The 19819-nt window shown below is 65.5% G+C and carries 21 protein-coding genes and 1 tRNA gene; 12 read left to right on the top strand and 10 right to left on the bottom strand.

Annotated elements, in window-relative coordinates; translation table 11 throughout:
* Positions 1-109: 109 nt before the first annotated feature.
* From AC6H42_RS29860 to trhA, 11 genes are all read left to right on the top strand, one after another.
* A complete protein-coding gene (locus AC6H42_RS29860; RefSeq protein WP_057157994.1) occupies positions 110-1270 on the top strand; it encodes a methyltransferase in 1161 nt (386 codons plus the stop codon).
* Positions 1271-1347: 77 nt separating this feature from the next.
* Positions 1348-1424: transfer RNA gene (locus AC6H42_RS29855), tRNA-Met, on the top strand.
* Positions 1425-1497: 73 nt separating this feature from the next.
* Positions 1498-1929 (top strand): YeeE/YedE family protein, encoded by a 432-nt coding sequence (locus AC6H42_RS29850; RefSeq protein ID WP_057157993.1) that lies wholly within the window; start codon positions 1498-1500, stop codon positions 1927-1929.
* Positions 1930-1939: 10 nt separating this feature from the next.
* Complete coding sequence (locus AC6H42_RS29845; protein WP_057157992.1) at positions 1940-2398, top strand: YeeE/YedE family protein; 459 nt, start codon at positions 1940-1942, stop codon at positions 2396-2398.
* A 1-nt stretch (position 2399) separates the two neighbouring features.
* The gene (locus AC6H42_RS29840) at positions 2400-3020 is read left to right on the top strand and encodes an SAM-dependent methyltransferase (protein WP_057157991.1); all 621 of its coding nucleotides are present in this window, start codon (positions 2400-2402) and stop codon (positions 3018-3020) included.
* Between the two features lie 82 nt (positions 3021-3102).
* Positions 3103-4230: a sensor histidine kinase gene (locus AC6H42_RS29835; RefSeq protein WP_497549610.1), complete on the top strand. Its 1128-nt coding sequence runs from the start codon at positions 3103-3105 to the stop codon at positions 4228-4230.
* A 107-nt stretch (positions 4231-4337) separates the two neighbouring features.
* Entirely contained in the window at positions 4338-5975 is a 1638-nt protein-coding gene (locus AC6H42_RS29830) for an acid phosphatase (protein ID WP_497549609.1), read from the top strand.
* Positions 5976-6072: 97 nt separating this feature from the next.
* Positions 6073-6297 carry a hypothetical protein gene (locus tag AC6H42_RS29825; RefSeq protein WP_057157988.1) on the top strand — a complete coding sequence of 75 codons (225 nt, stop codon included), beginning with the start codon at positions 6073-6075 and terminating at the stop codon, positions 6295-6297.
* Positions 6298-6407: 110 nt separating this feature from the next.
* A complete protein-coding gene (dbpA, locus tag AC6H42_RS29820; protein WP_057157987.1) occupies positions 6408-7820 on the top strand; it encodes an ATP-dependent RNA helicase DbpA in 1413 nt (470 codons plus the stop codon).
* A 72-nt stretch (positions 7821-7892) separates the two neighbouring features.
* A complete protein-coding gene (locus AC6H42_RS29815) occupies positions 7893-8279 on the top strand; it encodes a VOC family protein (RefSeq protein WP_057157986.1) in 387 nt (128 codons plus the stop codon).
* Between the two features lie 106 nt (positions 8280-8385).
* Complete coding sequence (gene trhA, locus AC6H42_RS29810) at positions 8386-9018, top strand: PAQR family membrane homeostasis protein TrhA (protein WP_057157985.1); 633 nt, start codon at positions 8386-8388, stop codon at positions 9016-9018.
* A gap of 59 nt (positions 9019-9077) precedes the next feature.
* Here trhA and AC6H42_RS29805 read toward each other — a convergent pair whose 3' ends face one another.
* The 8 genes from AC6H42_RS29805 to AC6H42_RS29770 form a co-directional block, all read right to left on the bottom strand.
* Entirely contained in the window at positions 9078-9302 is a 225-nt protein-coding gene (locus AC6H42_RS29805) for a hypothetical protein (RefSeq protein ID WP_497549608.1), read from the bottom strand.
* A gap of 140 nt (positions 9303-9442) precedes the next feature.
* Complete coding sequence (locus tag AC6H42_RS29800; RefSeq protein WP_497549607.1) at positions 9443-9838, bottom strand: GFA family protein; 396 nt, start codon at positions 9836-9838, stop codon at positions 9443-9445.
* A 19-nt stretch (positions 9839-9857) separates the two neighbouring features.
* Positions 9858-10271: a hypothetical protein gene (locus tag AC6H42_RS29795; protein WP_057157983.1), complete on the bottom strand. Its 414-nt coding sequence runs from the start codon at positions 10269-10271 to the stop codon at positions 9858-9860.
* A 77-nt stretch (positions 10272-10348) separates the two neighbouring features.
* Entirely contained in the window at positions 10349-11302 is a 954-nt protein-coding gene (locus AC6H42_RS29790) for a chemotaxis protein (RefSeq protein ID WP_057157982.1), read from the bottom strand.
* A 69-nt stretch (positions 11303-11371) separates the two neighbouring features.
* Entirely contained in the window at positions 11372-12331 is a 960-nt protein-coding gene (locus AC6H42_RS29785) for a threo-3-hydroxy-L-aspartate ammonia-lyase (RefSeq protein WP_497549606.1), read from the bottom strand.
* Between the two features lie 26 nt (positions 12332-12357).
* On the bottom strand, positions 12358-13326 hold the full coding sequence (locus tag AC6H42_RS29780; RefSeq protein WP_497549605.1) for an ornithine cyclodeaminase family protein: 969 nt from the start codon (positions 13324-13326) through the stop codon (positions 12358-12360).
* Positions 13316-13972, bottom strand: a complete 657-nt coding sequence (locus AC6H42_RS29775; protein WP_057157979.1) for a helix-turn-helix transcriptional regulator — start codon at positions 13970-13972, stop codon at positions 13316-13318. Before AC6H42_RS29775 ends, AC6H42_RS29780 begins: the two co-directional genes overlap by 11 nt.
* 38 nt (positions 13973-14010) lie before the next feature.
* Positions 14011-15627 carry an amidase gene (locus AC6H42_RS29770; RefSeq protein WP_497549604.1) on the bottom strand — a complete coding sequence of 539 codons (1617 nt, stop codon included), beginning with the start codon at positions 15625-15627 and terminating at the stop codon, positions 14011-14013.
* Positions 15628-15853: 226 nt separating this feature from the next.
* Here AC6H42_RS29770 and AC6H42_RS29765 point away from each other — a divergent pair, with 226 nt between their 5' ends.
* Positions 15854-17692, top strand: a complete 1839-nt coding sequence (locus AC6H42_RS29765) for a DUF4214 domain-containing protein (RefSeq protein ID WP_497549603.1) — start codon at positions 15854-15856, stop codon at positions 17690-17692.
* A 77-nt stretch (positions 17693-17769) separates the two neighbouring features.
* On the opposite strand, the gene AC6H42_RS29760 is transcribed toward AC6H42_RS29765, so the two are convergent.
* A complete protein-coding gene (locus AC6H42_RS29760) occupies positions 17770-18345 on the bottom strand; it encodes an elongation factor P (RefSeq protein ID WP_057157976.1) in 576 nt (191 codons plus the stop codon).
* Positions 18346-18495: 150 nt separating this feature from the next.
* Positions 18496-19692, bottom strand: a complete 1197-nt coding sequence (earP, locus tag AC6H42_RS29755; protein WP_057158085.1) for an elongation factor P maturation arginine rhamnosyltransferase EarP — start codon at positions 19690-19692, stop codon at positions 18496-18498.
* Between the last annotated feature and the right edge of the window lie 127 nt (positions 19693-19819).

Raw genomic sequence — 19819 nt, 5'->3', positions numbered from 1 at the left:
ATGCCCCCTGCGCGGGCCGCCCCGCGCGGGCCGCGTATAATAGACCCTCTATACAGAACCGCCGCCCTCACGCGGCGGTTCTGCCGTTTACTTACAGATTGAAGATTTTATGACCGCAGCCACTCCCGAAGCACAATTCATCCACTGGACCGAAAACGGCGAGGACCGCTCGGCCCGCTGGCGCTCGGAGAGCGGCATGGCGCCGCCCAAGCGCGTCATCATCGCCGACGACACCACCAACGCCGACACCGCCTACCGCCTGGCGTGCGAAGGCACGGCCCTGCTGTGGAAGGGCGACTTCCAGAACGCGCGCCAGTTGCTGCAGGCGCTGGCCCGGCGTGCCGACCATAAAGGCGGCAAAGGCAAGAAGGCCAGGGCGCCCAAGGTTCCGGCCACGCCCACCGAAGCGTTCCACCTGCATCGACAGGCGCAGTCCCAGCGCGGCCGCACGCTGGCCATGCTGCTGATCCCGTTCGAAGCCGACTACAGCATCCCGCTGCGCCGCGCGCCGGATGTGAAGCTGGCCTGCAACGAGGCATACGGCCGTGGCGAGGAAGCGTTCGCCATGTCGCTGCGCGAACTGCTGGGCGTGATCGGCGCACACGAATGGCGCCGCAACGGCGTGGAAATCCCTGCGCTGGATGAGCGCATCCATCCGCACTACGGCGTGTTCTCGCCCGTGCGCGGCGAATACGTGGCCTTGGTGAACGAAGCGCCGCTGCCGAAGCACGCCAAGCTGGCATTCGACATCGGCGTCGGTACCGGCGTCCTGTCGGCGGTACTGGCGCGGCGCGGCATCGAACGCATCGTGGCGACCGACCAGGACCAGCGCGCGCTGAGCTGCGCGCGCGAAAACCTGCAGCGCCTGGACCTGAACCAGCAAGTGGAACTGGTGAAAGCCAACCTGTTCCCCGAAGGCCGCGCGCCGCTGGTGGTGTGCAACCCGCCTTGGGTGCCGGCCCGCCCCAGCTCGCCGATCGAGCACGCGGTCTATGACCCGGACAGCGGCATGCTGCGCGGTTTCCTCGGCGGCCTGAAAGAGCACCTGACACCCGGCGGCGAAGGCTGGCTGATCCTGTCCGACCTGGCCGAGCACCTGGGCCTGCGTCCGCGCGAGCAGCTGATGGCGTGGATTACCGCCGCCGGCCTGAAAGTGGTGGACCGCATCGACGTGCGCCCGACGCATCCGCGCGCCGCCGACGCCACCGACCCGCTGCACGCGGCCCGCGCCGCCGAAGTCACGTCCCTGTGGCGCCTGGCCGCAGCGTAAAATTGCAGTTGGAAAATCCGGCTTTAAAATCTGCCCTTGCGGAATGAAACAGGCTTGTATATAATTCGGGCCTCAGACGCGGGGTGGAGCAGTCTGGCAGCTCGTCGGGCTCATAACCCGAAGGTCACAGGTTCAAATCCTGTCCCCGCAACCAGATTCAGAAAGCCGTTGATTTCGAAAGGAATCAGCGGCTTTTTCCATTGCAGGCCGACTACGGGAGAAGCATCATGGAAATCGACTGGACGCATTTCACGCCGTGGACCAGCCTGGCCGGCGGCGCGCTGATCGGCCTGGCGGCCGCGCTGCTGGTGCTATTCAATGGCCGCATCGCCGGCATCAGCGGCATCCTGGGCGGACTGCTGCCCTGGCCCAAAGGCGACACGGCCTGGCGCCTGGCTTTCCTGGCCGGCCTGGTGGCCGCGCCGCTGGCCTACGCGCTGGCGCTGCCATTGCCCGAGGTGCAGAGCGACGCGGGCACCGCCATGCTGACCATGGCAGGCTTGCTGGTCGGCGTGGGCACCCGCTACGGCGCCGGCTGCACCAGCGGGCATGGCGTGTGCGGACTGTCGCGCCTGTCGGTGCGCTCGCTGGCGGCCACGGCCACTTTCATGGCGGCCGGCTTCGCCACCGTGTTCATCGTCCGCCACCTGGCCGCATAGGGAGCACAACATGCAAATATTGATGGCATGGATCACCGGCCTGCTGTTCGGCCTGGGCCTGATCGTTTCCGGCATGACCAACCCGGCCAAGGTGACCGGTTTCCTCGACCTGGCCGGCCGCTGGGATCCCTCGCTGGCGTTCGTCATGGTTGGCGCCATCGGCGTTGGACTGGTGGCGTTCCGGCTGGCCGGCAAGCGCAGCACCTCGCTGCTGGGCGCGCCGATGCGCCTGCCCACCGCCAGCGACATCGACCGCCGGCTGGTGCTCGGCAGCCTGGCCTTCGGCACAGGCTGGGGCCTGGCCGGCTACTGCCCCGGCCCCGCGCTGGCCTCGCTGGCCAGCGGCGGCAGCAAGCCGCTGATCTTCACGGCGGCCATGCTGGCCGGCATGGCGCTATTCGAGCTGCTGGAGCGTCGCCGCAACACCGCCGCCGGCAGCCAGCCCACCGCCGGCCGCCCCGGAGCCTGAGATGAGCCGCTTTCCCGAATCGGCCGATATCTGGGACCAGCGCTACAGCGGGCCGGACTTTCTGTTCGGCACCGGTCCCAATGCCTGGCTGGCGCGCCAGGCCGCCCTGCTCGCGCCCGGCATGAAGGCGCTGGCAATTGCGGACGGCGAAGGCCGCAACGGCGTCTGGCTGGCGCAGCAAGGCTTGCTGGTGGACGCCTTCGACCTGTCGGCGGCCGGCATGGCCAAGGCGGCCGGGCTGGCGCAGCAGCGCGGCGTGTCGCTGAATGTGCGCGTATGCGACTGCGACGCCTGGGACTGGCAGCCGGCAGCCTATGACTGCGTCGCGGCCATCTTTGTCCAGTTCGCCGATCCGGCGCAGCGTGCGCGCCTGTTCGCGCGCATCGTCGCCACGCTCAAGCCGGGCGGACTGCTGATCCTGCAGGGCTACACGCTCAAGCAGCTGGACTACAAGACCGGCGGCCCCGGCGTGGCCGATCACCTGTACACGCCGGAACTGATGCGCCAGGCGTTCGCCGCGCTGGACATCCTCGAGCTGCGCGACTACGAAGACGAATTGCACGAAGGCAGCCGCCACGTCGGCCGCTCCGCGCTGCTGGGGCTGGTAGCCCGCAAGCCCTGAAATCCTATCTTGCGCCGCTGAGCTAAACGAGGCGCTAACATGCAAGTTGGAAATAAAACGCCCACTTGCAAAGGAGAAGGCGATGACGCTGGCGACAGATCAAAAGCTCGACACGCATGGCTTGTCGGCGACGGCCAAGACCTTGCTCGCCATACGCGACGCCGTCCTGGACCACTGGGAACGCGACGTGCGCGAGCACATGCCGGAGGCGCGCGACGTGGCCGGGCCGGTGCTGATCAACACCCTGCCGGCCTTCTTCGATAACCTGGCCGAGGCCATTTCGCCCAGCCACCCCCGGGCCAACGCCACCAGCCACAACAACGCGGCGGCGGTGCACGGCGGCGAACGGGCCCGCATGACGTCGTTCAAGCCGGACCAGATCGTGCACGAATACCAGCTGTTCAAGCGGGCCGTGCTGGCCGTGGCCCAGCAGCATGGGCTGCAGTTCAACGCCGCCGAATATGCCTCGATCGAGCATTCCATCGACTGCGCGGCGCGCGAGTCCATCCGCGAGTTCACCGCCATGCACGAAGGCATGCGCCAGCGCCTGGCTGCCGGCCTGTCGCACGACATGCGGTCGCCGCTGGCGGTGATCGCCAACGGCGCCCAGCTGATCGGCATGTCCGCCGACCTGGACAAGGCACAAATGCTGGCCACCAAGATCACCGCCAACGCCAAGCGGCTGGAGGCCATGATGGAGGAACTGCTGGATGCGCTGACCTTCGAGCGCACCGAAAAGCTGCCTTTGTCGCCGTCGCACTTCGACATGTATGCGCTGGCGCTGTCGGTGCAGCAGGAGTTCAACAGCCTGCGCTCCGGCGCGGTGGAACTGAACGGCGCGGCAGTGACGGGCTACTGGTGCCTCAATTCCATGCGCCGCGCGCTGGAGAACCTGGTGATGAACGCCTTCAAGTACGGGGACGGCAAGCCGATCCGCATCAACGTCGACGAGACGCGCGGCCGGCTCATCCTGTCGGTCCGCAACACCGGCACGCCCATTCCAGCCGAGCAACACAACCGCATTTTTGGCTACCTGCGGCGCGAAAGCGGGGCCGACAAGGCCGGCTGGGGCATCGGCCTGCCCTTCGTGCGCGCGGTGGCCGAAAGCCACGGCGGCAGCGCAGCGGTGGACAGTTCCGCCGCCACCGGCACGACTTTCCTGATCGACGTGCCGCTGGACAGCACGGTGGCCGACGCGGCCGGCAAATAATTCACGGCCAGCAAGCGCTGGCGGCCATGCCTTGTTAAAGAAATAGCGGCTTTTTCAGGCGGCAGTGATAAACTTTGCCGCTTGAAAATCTTTCTCAGGAGCCGCGCGTGAGCGACAACGATAACCAACCCGCCAACCTCTCGCGCCGCCGCATTTTCCAGGCCGCGGCCGCCACCGGCCTTGCCAGCGCCGTGCCCGGCATCGCCGGCGCCGCTCCCGCCAGAAAGCCTGCCGCCGGATCGCTGGACGCCAAGCTCAAGGCGCACGTGAAAAACGTGGTGGTCATCTACCTGGAAAACCGCAGCTTCAACAACCTGTTTGCCGACTTCCCCGGCCTGGCCTCGCCCATGCCCACCACGCTGTCGGCCGAGCAGGCGCAGAAAGACTACAACGGCTCGGTGCTGCCCACGCTGCCGAAGATCTGGGGCGGCATGGTGCCGCAGTCGCAAACCATCGGCGGCAAGACCTACGAGATCAAGGAAGAGCAGATCAAGGACTTGCCGAACGCGCCCTTCAAGCTGACCGGCTCGGACGGCAAGCCGCTGCCCGAGTCCGTCATCACGCGCGACCTGTGGCACTTGTTCTACCAGAACCAGATGCAGATCAACGGCGGCAAGAACGACGGCTTCGTGGCTTGGGGCAACACCGGCGGCATGGTGATGGGCTACTACGGCGAAACTGCAAAGAACCTGGGTCTGTACCAGCTGGCGCGCCAGTACACGCTGTGCGACAACTTCTTCATGGCGGCCTTCGGCGGTTCCTATATGAACCACCAGTTCCTGATCAGCGGCCGCCCTGCCGAGTTCCCCAACGCGGCCAACAGCGCCGCCAAGAAGAAAATCGTGGTGCTGGCCGACGGCCCCACCGGTTCGCGCCTGGCCGTGGCGCAGGACAGCCCCGCGTCCGCGCTGGACGGCAAGCCGAAGTACGTGAACGACGGCGCCATCACGCCGGACGGCTACATCGTCAACACCATGGCGCCGCCGTACCAGCCGAGCTGGATCAAGCCGGTGCCCGGCGGCGACCAGAACCTGGCCAATCCGGACGAGGCCTATTACCAGCCGCCGCAAAGCTACGACACCATCGGCGACCTGCTGTCGCGCAAAGGCGTGAGCTGGGCCTGGTACGGCGGCGCCTGGCAGGCGGCGCTGGACAGCAACGGCGGCGGACCGAAGCCAAACTTCCAGTACCACCACCAGCCATTCAACTACTTCACGCAGTTCGCGCCCGGCACCGCCGCACGCGCCGAGCACCTGCGCGATGGCGGCCTGGGCGACAGCCCAATGTCGAACAGGTTCCTGGCCGACGCGGTGGCCGGCAAGCTGCCGGCGGTGGCCTTCTACAAGCCGCAGGGCAACCTGAACCTGCACGCGGGCTACTCCGATATCGAATCGGGCGACCAGCACATCACCAACATCATCGCCCACCTGCAGAAGTCGCCGCAATGGAAGGACATGGTGGTGATCGTCACCTTCGACGAGAACGGCGGCTGGTGGGACCACGTGGCGCCGCCCAAGGGCGACCGCTGGGGCCCGGGTTCGCGCATTCCGGCCATGGTGGTGTCGCCGTACGCCAAGAAAGGCGCGGTCGACCACACCTTCTACGACACCACCTCCATCATGCGCTTCCTCACGCGCCTGCACGGCCTGCCGCTGCTGGACGGCCTGAAAACGCGCAACGAGGCCTTCGCCGCGCGCGGCGCGACGCCGCCGGGCGACCTGACGGGCGCCCTGAGTTTCCGCTAAGCTACTATACCCACCACGGCGGCATGGCTTTGTGATACACTGCGTGCCGCTTTAAATATTTGAGCCCGACTGCTGCAGCCGGGCTTTTGTTTTTGAGATGAGAGACAAAAAAGACAACGCGACCTTCGACCTGCCTGGCTTCGCGCCGGCCGCGCCGCTGGAGCCGGAGCCCAAGCGCCCGCCTCCGCCGCGCGTGCGTCGTGCCGCCTTGAAACAGGAACAGCTCGAACTGCTGGAGGCGACCGACAACAGCGGCCTGCCGGTCTGGCAGCGCGACGAAGGCCTGGACGTGATGGGCCTGCCGGTCTGGCGTCCGAACTGAGTCTCTGCACGTCCGCTGTGAGCGGACACCGCTTGCGCATGGCCGGCAACGGCTCCCAGGAGCCTGCTAGACTGTGCGCACTTCCCCACTTTTTTACCGGGTCCGCCACCATGAGTTCTGATTCCTTCCACAGCCTGCCGCTGACGCCTGCCTTCCTGGCCAACCTCGACATCCTCGGCTACACCACCATGACCGCCATCCAGGCCCAGAGCCTGCCGTCGGTGCTGGAAGGACGCGACCTGATCGCCCAGGCCAAGACCGGCAGCGGCAAGACCGCCGCCTTCGGCATCGGCATGCTGAGCAAGCTGAACCCGGCCTGGTTCGCCACCCAGGGACTGGTGCTGTGCCCGACGCGCGAACTGGCCGACCAGGTGGCCAACGAGCTGCGCCGCCTGGCGCGCGGCGTGGGCAACGTGAAGATCCTGGTGCTGACCGGCGGCTCGCCGATGCGCCCGCAGATCGCCTCGCTGGAACACGGCGCCCACATCGTGGTTGGCACCCCGGGCCGCGTGCGCGACCACCTGGGCCGCCAGACGCTGGACCTGTCCACCGTCAACACCCTGGTGCTGGACGAAGCGGACCGCATGACCGACATGGGCTTCTACGACGAGATCGCCGGCATCGTGTCGGCCTGCCCCAAGCGCCGCCAGACCCTGCTGTTCTCGGCCACCTACCCGGACGACATCCGCGTGGCCACCGAAGCCTTCCTGGCCGACCCGGTGGAAGTGACGGTGCAGGCGCAGCACGACAACAGCAAGATCGAGCAGCGCTTCTATGAAGTGGGCTTCGATGACCGCGACAAGGCGGTCGGCAAGCTGCTCAAGCATTACCAGCCGGCCTCGGCCATCGCCTTCTGCAACACCAAGGTGCACTGCCGCGAGCTGGTGGAATCGCTGCGCGCCGAAGGCTTCACGGCGCTGGCGCTGTACGGCGAGCTGGAGCAGCGTGAGCGCGACGAGATCCTGGTGCTGTTCTCGAACCGCAGCGCCACCGTGCTGGTGGCCACCGACGTGGCCGCGCGCGGCCTGGACATTGCCAACCTGGAAGCGGTGATCAACGTCGACGTGTCGAAAGACACCGAAGTGCACATCCACCGCATCGGCCGCACCGGCCGCGGCGACGAGCGCGGCCTGGCCTTGTCGCTGTGCGCGCCGAACGAGAAGAAGTGGGTCAAGCTGATCGAGGAATACCAGGGCGCGGCCGTGGAATGGCACTCGATCAAGGAATTGCCGGACGACGAATACGCGCAAGGCGACCCGGCGCCGTTCATGACCCTGTGCATCCTTGCCGGCAAGAAGGACAAGCTGCGCCCGGGCGACGTGCTGGGCGCGCTCACCGGCGACGCCGGCCTGGCCAAGGAACAGGTGGGCAAGATCAACGTGTTCGAATTCCAGACCTATGTGGCGATCGACCGCCGCGTGGCCTACGAGGCGTTCGACCGCCTGGCCAAGGGCAGCCGCGAAGGCGCCGACTTCGGCAGCTTCAAGGGCCGCAACTTCAAGATGCGCTTTATCGAAGTGTAAAGCGGCGAAGTCCAACTATCCGCCGGCGTCTTCTGATAGAGTTGCTTCAAACAACGCTATCGGGAGAGCAGCATGAGAATCGGACTAGCCGGCATCATGGTGGAGGACCAGGCCAAGGCGCTGGCTTTCTATACGGAGATTCTCGGCTTCACGGTCAAGAACGACATCGCCATGGGCAGTTTCCGCTGGCTGACAGTGACCTCGCCCGAGGGCGCCGAGGGCGTGGAGCTGGTACTGGAACCGATCGGCTTCCCGCCCGCGCACGCTTACCAGAGCGCACTCTACGCGGCCGGCATCCCCGCCACCGCCTTCCTCACCGACAATATCCAGGCCGAATACATCCGCCTGAAGGAACTGGGCGTGGTGTTCCGGGGCGAACCCACCAACATGGGCCCGATCACCGGCGTGCTGTTCGAAGACACCTGCGGCAACCTCATCAACCTGGTGCAGCCGGCGTAAAAAGGATGGGCCTGGTCTGCATGGCCACCCATATAACGTGCGTTCCGTCACAGTCTTATCTTAATTCGCCGCTACAATGGGCTAACGACTCCTTGAGAGGTGCGCCATGGTCCGGTTTGCGCAGGCAGGCGAAAGATTTAATGCGGTAACACATCTGGCTGGCGCGCTGCTGGCGGCTGGCGGGTCGGTGTATCTGCTGGGGCAAGTGCACAGCGGACCGTGGCAGAGCGTGGTCAGCATCGGCGTGTATTGCTTCAGCCTGGTGCTGCTGTATGCCTGCTCGACCTTCTACCACGCCAGCATCGGCCGCGCGAAAGCCGTGTGGCAGAAGTTCGACCACTGCGCGATCTACGTGCTGATCGCCGGCACCTACACCCCGTTCTGCAGCCTGGCGCTGGACAGCCAGCTCGGCTGGGCCTTGCTGGCTGCCGTGTGGCTGCTGGCGGGCATCGGCATCATGCAGGAACTGAGAAAAGTCGAGCAGCGCTGGCTGTCGGTGGTGATCTACCTGACCATGGGCTGGTCCGCCGTGCTGATGGTGCTGCCGCTGCGCGAGTCGCTCGGCAGCGACGGCTTCGCCTTTGTGCTGGCGGGCGGGCTGTTCTACACGGTCGGCATCATCTTCTACGTGGTCGACACCCGCATGCGCCACGCGCACGGCATCTGGCACCTCTTCGTCCTGCTCGGCAGCGCCCTGCACTATCTGGCCATCGCGCGGTTTGTGCTGCCGGAAACCTGAGCACGCGATACGCGCGACACGGTGCATCCACGCCCACACTCCCCGGCAGCTGGCTTTCCTCACGCGTCTTCATGCCACGTTAGTGCATGCAGCAATTCCGACACGCTAAGCTCGCCTTGGCGTCTTGGATTGCCGCACATCCAGCAACTACAAGGCGTTGGCGTATTTAACAGTTTGCCGAGCTGGCGCAAATCGGTCGAGTTGTCAATTCCAAAATAAAAACGGCGTGCCCGCTTGATGCGGGCAGCATGATGGCGCCGAAGCGCACGTGCCAAATCTTTCATAAGTTTCTCCAGTCACCCCGGCAGCGTCATTACCACCGGGGTTAGTCATGGAGTAACTGGTCCAAACATATATCTTCATTGCTTGCCTGATCGTTCAAAGTGATTTCGTCATCCGTTGTCAGTTCAATCGGATGCCGCGGTTACCGGATATGCTCTGCGCCGGCTGGCGGCACTACCCAGCTGTGCATGCGCTCTTCGTAGACTGAAATGGTCGGGGCGGGGAAATCCGGCTCGGCGAACGCGCCGATGGGCATGCCGAAGTATTCCGGCATCGCCAAAAGCTCATAGTACACCGTGGCGCCGCATTGCGGACAGAAGTGGAATCTTGCTCCCGGGCCCTCATCGCCAATGCGGACATACTCGGTCGATGCGCCGCAAATGGTGACGTGCTCGCGCAGGAAGCGTGCTTGCTGGCCGAATGGGCTTCCGGTGCGGCGCTGGCATGCAAGGCAATGGCAGATCGAGACGCGGACCGGGTCGCCGACGGTTTGGGCCGTCAGTTGGCCGCAACTGCATGAAGCAAGCCGGGTGATCAAGGTTCCTCCTGAAACCGTGTTACGACGCGCCGAACAGGTCATGGGCGTCGAGGATGGCGTAGATGATGGCGGGGTTTTTCTTGAGGCAGCGGCGCACGGCGGCCGGAACGGCTTCGCGCGTCTTGCGGCACAGCCCGGGACGCATGCTCAGCTCGATCTGCAAGCCCATCACGGTGCGCACCTCATTGTCGCCGGGCGCGATCTTCAAGGCCACGCCGAGGTTTTGCTGCAGCCGCACGCCGATGCGCTGCAGTTCTTCATAGCTCTCTGCAGCCTCGATACGCTGGATCAGGCGCTTCTCTTCTTCCCTGGTCAGCCGCAGGATGGCCAGCCCGGCCATGTCCACCGCCGGGCCGTCCAGCAGCAGCTCGCGCTTGCAGTCGCAGGCGCCGGGCGGGCATTCTTTGCGGATCGGAAAATCGATTTGCAGCATAAGTTCCATCGCGGCCGGGCGGGCGCGCCGGGTGGCGCCCGCTTAAATTCTACCGCGATTTTTCCTTGCTACCCGCCCTATTTCGCCAGCACCTTGCGGATGGTGGCGGCCAGCTCTTCGGCCATGAACTTGGCCACATAGGCGTCCGCGCCCACGGTCTTGACGTGCTCTTCGTTGGTTGTGCCCGACAAGGACGAATGAATCACCACCGGCAGCGCGGAGTAGCGGCCGGTCTGCTTGATGTTGCGCGTGAGCGTGAAACCGTCCATTTCCGGCATTTCCAGGTCGGTCAGCACCAGCGCGATCTTGTCGTACACGGTCTTGCCTTCGGCCTCGGCGGCGGCGGCGATCTGGCCCAGCTTGTCCCACGCTTCCTTGCCGGACTTGGTCATGATAAAGGGCGCGCCCATCGCTTCCAGGCCCTTCTCGATCAGCGAGCGGGCCACCACCGAGTCGTCGGCGGCCAGGATCATGGTGCCGGGCCGCAGGTTCAGGCTGGGGCCGATGGTTTCGGGGTCGACGTCGGGCCGGTCGCTCGGGTTCATGCTGCGCAGGATGGTTTCCACGTCCAGCACCTGCGCCAGGCGCGAACCGCTGGCGCCGTCCAGGCGCGCGATGCTGGTGACCATGCCGCCCACGGCGGTCGATTCGGCCGACAGCACCTGGCCCCAGTCGAGCCGCACGATGTCCTCCACCGATTCCACCGCGAACGCTTGCGTGGTGCGGGCGAACTCGGTGACCAGCATGATGTTCAGGCCGGTCTTGGGCTTGCAGCCGCAGATGGCGGGCAGATCCAGCACCTGGATGATCTGGCCGCGCAGGTTGACCACGCCCAGCATATGGGGCTGCGATCCCGCCACCGCCGTGATGGGCGGCATGGCGACGATCTCGCGGATCTTGAACACGTTGATGCCGAACAGCTCGTTGCGCTCGCCGGTGGCGTCGCCGCCCAGCCGGAACAGCAGCAGTTCGAACTTGTTGGTGCCGGTCAGGTTGCTGCGTTCGTCGACTTCCTGTTGTACGGAATGCATGTGGGTGCCCTCGCCTCATCGTTGATGGTACGACTCTAACCGTGCCTGCCCCGGCCTGTAACCTGTCCTTTAGGCCAATAGGGAGCAGAAGCGCGCCATGTCCACGTTGCCGCCGCTGATGATAACGCCGATGCGCTTGCCCTGCAGCTGCGCACGCATGGCGCGCGCGGCGGCAAAACCCAGGCAGCCGGTAGGTTCGACGACGATTTTCATGCGCGACGCGAAGAAGCGCATTTCGTCCACCAGTTGCGCATCGGAGACAGTCAGCACATCGTCCACGTTGCGCCGGATGATATCAAAGGTGTAGTTACCCAGGTGCTGGGTCTGAGCGCCGTCGGCGATGGTCTTGGGCGTGTCGATGTGGACGATGGCGCCGCTGCGGAACGATTGCTGGCCGTCGTTGCCCGCCTCCGGCTCCACGCCGTAGATTTTGCAGTCCGGCGACAAGGCGCGCGCGGCCAGCGCGCAGCCGGACAGCAGGCCGCCGCCGCCCAGGCAGACGAACAGCGCGTCCAGCGGGCCCACTTCGTCGAACAGCTCCTTGGCCGCCGTGCCCTGGCCGGCGATCACGTCCGGATGGTCGTACGGCGGGATCAGGGTCAGGCCGCCCTCTTCGGCCAGCCTGCGGCCGATGGCCTCGCGGTCTTCGGTATAGCGGTCGTACAGCACCACCTTGCCGCCGTAGCCCCTGGTGGCGGCCACCTTGGCGGCCGGCGCGTCCTGCGGCATGACGATGGTGGCGGGAATGTCCAGCAGGCGCGCCGACAGCGCGATGGCCTGGGCGTGGTTGCCGGACGAGAAAGCGACCACGCCAGCCTCGCGCTGCGCCGCGTCGAAGCGCGCCAGCGCGTTGAAGGCGCCGCGGAACTTGAAGGCGCCCATGCGCTGCAGGTTCTCGGCTTTGAAAAATAGTTGTGCGCCCAGTTCCTGGTCCGCCGTGCGCGAGCGCAGCACGGGGGTGCGGTGGGCGTGGCCTTCAATGCGCTGCGCGGCGGCGGCAACGTCGTCGTAGGTCGGCAAGACTTGCATGGATGTCCTTTCTGATGACTGAATAATTACCACGGCCAGGCCACGCTGGTGCCCACGCCGCGGGCCAGCGCGCGCTCGTAGATCAGGCGCGCCACGGTGAGGTCCTGCAGCGCGATGCCGGTCATGTCGAAGATGGTGATGTCTTCCGGCTTGCGGTGCGCCTGCAGCTGGCCCGACAGCAGTTCGCCCAGCTGGTGGCAGGGCAGCTCGGGCGCCCACTGCATTTCGCCGATCTGGCGCGCCTGGATATGGTCGTCCACGAACAGGCGCGCCTGCCGCAGCAGGCCTTCGGGCAGTTCGCGCTTGCCCAGCGTGTCGGCGCCGACGCAGTTGAAGTGGGTGCCGGGCCGCACGGCGTCCAGATTGAACAGCGGACCGCGCCCGGTGGTGGCGGTAATGACGATGTCGGCCAGCGCCACGGAGGCGTTGCGGTCGGCCGCCGGCGTGACCGTGCAGCGCTCGGAGAACTGGCGCTCGAAGGCCAGGTCCGCCTCGCCGCTGGAGCTCACGTAGTCCACCTGGTGCAGCGACGGGATCAGTTCCAGCGCGTAGCGCAGCTGGATGCGGGCCTGCACGCCGGTGCCGAACACGCACACGCGGTTGCTGTCGGCGCGCGCCAGCTGCAGCAGCCCGAGGCCGCCGGCCGCGCCGGTGCGCATGGTGGTCACGCCGTTGCCGTCGATGATGCACTGCGGCCGGCCCGTGGCCGGGTCCACCAGCACTATGGTGGCCTGGTGCGGCTCGCCGCCCTTCTCGCGGTTGCCGGGCCAGAAGCCGGCCGACTTGAAGCCGAGCAGGTTCTGCGCCACCACCTGGCCGGACTTGATGCCCCATATGCCTTCCGGCAGGCGCTCGCGCACCAGCGGGAACACGCGCCCCTCCTCCTGCTGATGCAATACGAACGCTTCGCGGGTGGCGTCCAGCACGTCGCGGAAGTTCATCAGGGTCTCGCCCTGGACGCTATCGATCAGCAGCAGTCTTGCGTTATTTGGCATAGCTGTACACAGTCGCTCTTGAAATGCCCAGGTGCTGGGCGATGATTTCCATGGCGCGCCGCACGTCCAGGCAGCCCGCCTCCCGTAATTCAACGATCAGTGCGCGCCGCTCGCCGGCCTTGAGCGCGCGCGGCGTGCTGGAAAGGCGTGCCGCGTATTCGTCGATGCGGCGCCGGATGCCGTCGGCGCCCACCGGGTCCAGCGACTCCTGCGGACCGCCGCCGTTGGCGCCATGGCTGGCGTCGATGCGGCTGAACTGCGCGAACACGGACTGCAGGCCGTGGAACATGGTCAGGTCCACGTTGATGCACAGCGCGGCGATGTACTGGCCGCCGGAGTCCTTGATGCCGATGGAGGTGCTCTTGGCCTGGCGCCCGTCGGCGAAACTGTTGGCGTAGTTTGCCACGATGGCAGGATAGGCGGCGTCCGCGATGCGGGCCAGGCCAAGCTCGGTGGCCGGGCCGCCGATGTGGCGGCTGGACAGGTTGTTGTAGATGGCGGCAATGGCGTGCGCCGGGTCCAGCAAGTCGTGCACCACCACTTCGCAGAACGGCGCCAGGGTCTGGCCGAGCCCCTCGGCCACGTTCTTGAGCTGGTCCAGCAGCAGCTGTTGCTCTGCCGTGCGGGTGATCTTCTGTTTTCGCATTTGGACAGAATATCCAGAATTGGATATTCTGTCAAATCCTAGCGGAACACGGGTGACACGCTGGCCGGGAATTGCGGCGCGCGGCGGTGCCGCGTGGCCTGCTCGTAGGCGTAGGCCATGCCGATCAGCTTCGCTTCCGTGTAGCTGCCGCCCACGAAGGACAGGCCCACCGGCAGGCCGTGCACATAGCCGGCCGGCACGGTCACGTGCGGGTAACCGGCCACCGCGGCGGGCGAGGAGAAGCTGGCGTTGTAATGGTCGCCGTTGATGAAGTCCGTCAGCCAGGCCGGGCCGTCGGTGGGCGCCACCAGCGCGTCCAGGCGGTGTTCGCGCATCACCTGGTCGATGCCTTCGGCGCGCGAATAGCGGTGGTTGTTGGCCAGCGCGTCCAGGTAGACCTGCTCGTCCAGGCCGCCCTTGGCGGCGGCGCGCTCCAGGTATTCCTGGCCGAAGTAGGGCATTTCCTTGTCAGCGTGCTGGCGGTTGAATTCCACCAGGTCGGCCATATTGCGCACTGGCGCGTGGGGCGCGTAGTCCTTCAGGTACGCCGCCAGGTCGGCCTTGAATTCATGCAGCAGCACTTCGGTTTCGGTGCTGTCGTACCTGTTCACGTTGGGTATTTCCACGTCCACCAGTTGCGCGCCCTGCGCCTGCAGCACCTGCAGCGCCTTGGCGATTTCGGCATCCACGTCCGGATTCTTGCCGAAGAAATTGCGCGCCACGCCGAGGCGCTTGCCGTGCAGGCTGTCGCGGTCCAGCGCGGCGGCGTAGCCGGCGGCCTTGCCGGCGCTGCCGGCGGTGGCCGCATCGGCCGGGTCCACGCCGGCCATGGCGGCCAGCATCAGCGCGGCGTCGGCCACCGAACGCGCCATGGGACCGGCCGTGTCCTGCGAGTGGGCGATGGGGATGATGCCGCTGCGGCTGACCAGGCCCAGCGTGGGCTTGATGCCGACCAGGCCGCAGATCGAGGCCGGCGAGACGATGGAGCCGTCGGTCTCGGTGCCCACCGCCAGCGTGGCCAGGCCGGCAGCGATGGCAGCGCCGGAGCCGGAACTGGAGCCGCTGCAGTTGCGGTCGAGCGAATACGGGTTGCGCGTCAGGCCGCCGCGCGCGCTCCAGCCGCTGACGGAATGGGTGGAGCGCATATTGGCCCACTCGCTCAGATTGGTCTTGCCGATGATGACCGCGCCGGCCGCGCGCAGCTGGGCCGCCACGTGGGCGTCGCGCGCCGCCCGCACCCCGGCCAGGGCCAGCGAGCCGGCGGTGGTGCTCATGCGGTCGGCCGTGGCGATATTGTCCTTCAGTAGTACCGGGATGCCGTGCAGCGGGCCGCGCACGCGCCGCAGCAAGCGTTCGCGGTCCATCTCGCGGGCAATCTTCAGCGCTTCCGGATTGATTTCGATGATGGCGTTGATGCGGGGGCCGGCTTTGTCGATGTTGCGGATGCGGGCCAGGTATTGCGAGGTGAGGGAGTGCGAGGTGAGCTTGTTGGCGGCCATCAGTTCCTGCTGCAGCTGGACGCCGCTGTCGAGGATGCCGCCGGGGCCGGGTTTGCCCGCCTCGGACAACTGCGCCTGCGCCGTGGCGTTGGCAGTACCGACCGTACCGGCCGCACCGGCGGCCAGGCCCATCCGAACAAATCCCCTGCGATCCATGCCCAACTCCGTGAGTGGTTATACCAATAGTAACAAGCGCGCAATCGGTTAGCATACCAGCCGAAATGTTTCCGAGCTACTAATTTAATTATCTTTCTGAAATGAATAAAAATATTATCGGAAACACCAAAATATCCGGGTGGAACCGTGCGGAGGTCGATTCGTTATCTGATGCACAATTTGTCGGCCATATCCCTACAACCATCTATCGCAACCTCCGACAATCATGCTGCCAAACATCTCTAGCGCCGTGCAGAACGGCGTCAGCGCCACCGACATCGGCGCCCGTATTTCCGCCAATGGCCGCTATGCGGCATTCTCGTCCAACCAGTCCCTGGTGCCGGCCGACACCAGCCTGAACGACGGCGACATCTATTTGTATGATCTTCAGCTCAAGCAGCTGAAGCTGGCGTCGACCAATTCAGACGGCAGCACGCTGGCCGGTGTGAAACTCAGCGCGTCGCTGTCGGCAGATGGCGGCACGCTGAGCTTCCAGAACACCGTCAACGGCAACGCCAGCATCATGGTCAAAAACATGAGCACCGGCGCGCTGAGCACGGCATCCACCACCAGCACCGGCGCGGCCGCGAACGGCCAGAGTTACAACGCGGTACTGTCGGGCGACGCGCACTACGTAGCCTTTATCAGCAAGGCGACCAACCTGGTCGCTGGCGACACCAACGGCAGGGACGACGTCTTCGTCAAGGACTTGCTGACCGGCGCCGTGGTGAACGCCTCCACCACCGCCGCCGGCGTGCAGGCCGATGCGCCCAGCGGCGACACCGCGATGTCGTCCGATGGCCGCACCGTGGTCTTCACCACCTTTGCCACCAACCTGGCGGCAGGCGACGACAGCTATGCCGACATCTACGCCAAGAACCTGAACACGGGCGCCCTCACCCGCGTGTCCACCGATTCCAACGGCGTGGGCGCCAACGGCAGCAGCGACAACGCCGCGGTATCGGCCGACGGCCGCTACGTGGTGTTCTCCAGCCAGGCCGACAACCTGGTGTGGCGCGACACCAATGGCGTACGCGACGTGTTCCGCAAGGATCTGCTGACCGGCGAGACCATCCGCGTCTCGGTGAGCACCGAAGGCCAGCAAGGGCTGGGCGAATCGAGCAACGCCTCGATCTCGGACAATGGCCGCTACGTGCTGTTCGAGAGCAAGGCCGACTTCACGGCCGGCGACGGCGATGGCCGCACCGACGTCTTCATCAAGGACCTGGAGACCGGCGCCCTGACGCGCCTGTCCAGCGGCGGCGACGCCAACCACTACAACTACGCCAGCAACGCGGCGCTGGCCAGCGCCAGCCTGGACGCCGTGTTCGTCCACTACCAGATGGTGGCCAACACCACCGCCGACCAGCGCACCGTCACCCACACCAAGGTCGGCGCGGGCTTTGGCAGCCTGGCCGGCGAGACCATCACCGGCGGCGCCGGCGTGGACGTGATCAACGCCAACCAGGGCCGCGACCGGATTACCGGGCTGGGCGGCGATGACATCATCGACGGCGGCGGCGGTGTCGACACCGCCGTCTACGCCGGCAACCGCGACGCCTACACGGTGGCCATCACCACCAGCGGCACCCTGGTGACCAGCGTGGCCGCCGGCGACGGCAAGGATGCGCTGGCCAACGTGGAGCGCCTGCATTTCGCCAACGCCGACGTGGCGCTGGACATCAACGGCCACGCCGGCCAGGCCTACCGCCTGTACCAGGCCGCGTTCGACCGCGCCCCCGACCTGCCCGGCCTGGGCTTCTGGATCAATGCCCGCGATGCCGGCGTGTCGATGGAATCCATCGCGCACGACTTCCTGGTGTCGGACGAGGGCAAGTCGCTGTATGGCGTCAATCCAAGCAACGCCGAAGTGCTGACCCGCTTCTACGCCAACACCCTGCACCGCGCGCCGGACGCCGCCGGCTACGCCTTCTGGCTGGACGCGCTAAACAACAATATCGTCTCGCAGGCCAGCGTGCTGGCCCAGTTCTCGGACAGCCCGGAGAACCAGGCACAGGTGATAGGCGCAATCCAGAACGGCATCAACTACACGCCGTACGGCTAAAAAAAAGCCAGGTTCCGGAGAACCTGGCTTTTTTGTAGTGGCGCGGCCTTGGCTGCGCCACCAGGCTAGCTTGCAGCTTAGTTGCGAACGACGCGCTTGTATTCGTTGGTACGGGTGTCGATCTCGATCACGTCGTCCTGGGACACGAACAGCGGCACCATCACGATGTGGCGCTTGGATTCGATCGCGTTTTCGATCTTGGCTTCTTTCAGGACGTTGCCCGAAGTGTTGCCCTTGACTGCAGGCTCCGAGTAAGCAACCAGGCGCGCGATGGTGGTCGGCAGTTCTACCGAGATGGCCTTGCCATCGTAGAACACGGCTTCGCATTCCATACCGTCTTTCAGGTAGTTCAGTGCATCACCCAGGTTTTCTTCTTCGATTTCGTACTGGTTGTACTCTTCATCCATGAAGACGTACAGCGGGTCGGCGAAGTACGAGTAGGTCACTGGCTTCTTGTCCAGAACGACGACGTCGAACTTGTCGTCACCGCGGAACACGTTTTCCAGGGGTGCGTTCGTCAGAAGATTCTTCATCTTCCATTTGTAGGTGAAGCCCGTGCGGCTCGAACCGTTGACATCAGAACGCAGAACGATGAAAGGCTTGGCGTCAACCATGATGATGTTGCCAACACGAATTTCTTTTGCGGGTTTCATAGCGAGTGTACGTATAAAGTGGGTTGCGTGAAAATCATCTGTCGCCTGCTGGCTTCTAACGCCGTAAGCTCTAGTTTGATCGAGTAAAAATACCGAGTAAAAATACTTGATAGAGTAACCGGGCAGTATACCTGATTTTTGTTGCGCCGCCTACTTGAGCGACGCAGCGAAACGCAGCAGGTTTGTTGCCAAGTCGCCATGAGCGGTGATCTGCTGCTGCCACTCGGCGGCGCGGCTGGCGGCGGCCGGCATCACCGCCTGCAGCGCCGGCCACAGCGCGCGCCACTCGGCTGCCGCGTCCGGCCCGTTGTCCGCGCCTGGCGGCAGCGCGCCGTTCCAGCGCAGCGAGAACGCGTCCAGCGCGCCCGCGGCCTGCCCGGCCGGATCCGCATAACGCTGCAGGAAGGCGCCCAGTTTCTTGTGGTGCAGGTTTTCGTCCTGCGGGTAGATGTGCCACACGAAAGGCTTGCCGGCCCATTGCGCGCGCACCACGGAATCTTCGCCGCGCACAAAGTTCAGGTCGCACGCCCACAGCAGCTTGTCGTAATCCTGCTGCGGCACGAATGGCAGCACGCGCACGGTCAGCGCGCCGCTGCTGCGGACCGCGCCGGCCGCCGGAGTTGCGCCAAGGAAGGCTTGCACCGCGTCGGCGGCCACGCCTTCCGGCACCAGGCACAGCACCGGCTCGCCGCCCTGCGCCCAGGCGCTGAACAGCTCCGCCACCGGCGCGTGCGGGTAGCAGAACAGCGACACCTTGAGCGAGGCCAGCTCCGCCGGCGTGACGCCGAAGCGCGCCAGGAACTCCGCCATGGCAGCGGCATCGGACAGGAAAGCCTGGCGTTGCCCTTCGAGCGCCGATTCACGCAGCAAGCCGCCGGTCTTGGCGGTGAAGCCCGGGAAGAAGAAATGTTTCGTCAGCGGCAAGCGCGGATGCGAGGATGGCAAGGTGTGGCAGCCCTCCACCCACTCTTCCGCCGTCAAGCCTTCCAGGTTCAGCCATACCGGGCGAGGTTCACATTGCGCCATCGCGGCGATGTAGCCGGGCGGAATGTCGCAGCCGAAAAATTCGATGACGATATCGGCCACATCGGCCGGCGTAAACCCGCCGTCCTGGCCGGCCCAGTGCTGTACCGCCACGCCCGCCACCTGCTGCAGCGGCGCGCCGGTATCCACCTCGGGGCAGATGCGCTGGAAGGTCTGCAGATCGTCCACCCACAGCGTGACGGCCACGCCATGCTCGTGCCGCAGCTGGCGCGCGAGGCGCCAGCATATGCCGATATCGCCGTAGTTATCGACGACCTTGCAGAACAGCGCCAGCGTGAGGGAGGGAGTTATTTCGGTAGCCATGTCGGTAGCCATGCAAGTAACAAAAAAGCCGCACAAGGCGGCTTTCATTGTCTGGCGTCCCCACGGGGATTCGAACCCCGGTACTCACCGTGAAAGGGTGATGTCCTAGGCCTCTAGACGATGGGGA

The organism is Massilia sp. NBRC 108631 (genome assembly GCF_059704565.1).
Note: the sequence above shows the minus strand (reverse complement) of the source record. Positions and strands in the feature narration are given on the sequence as shown.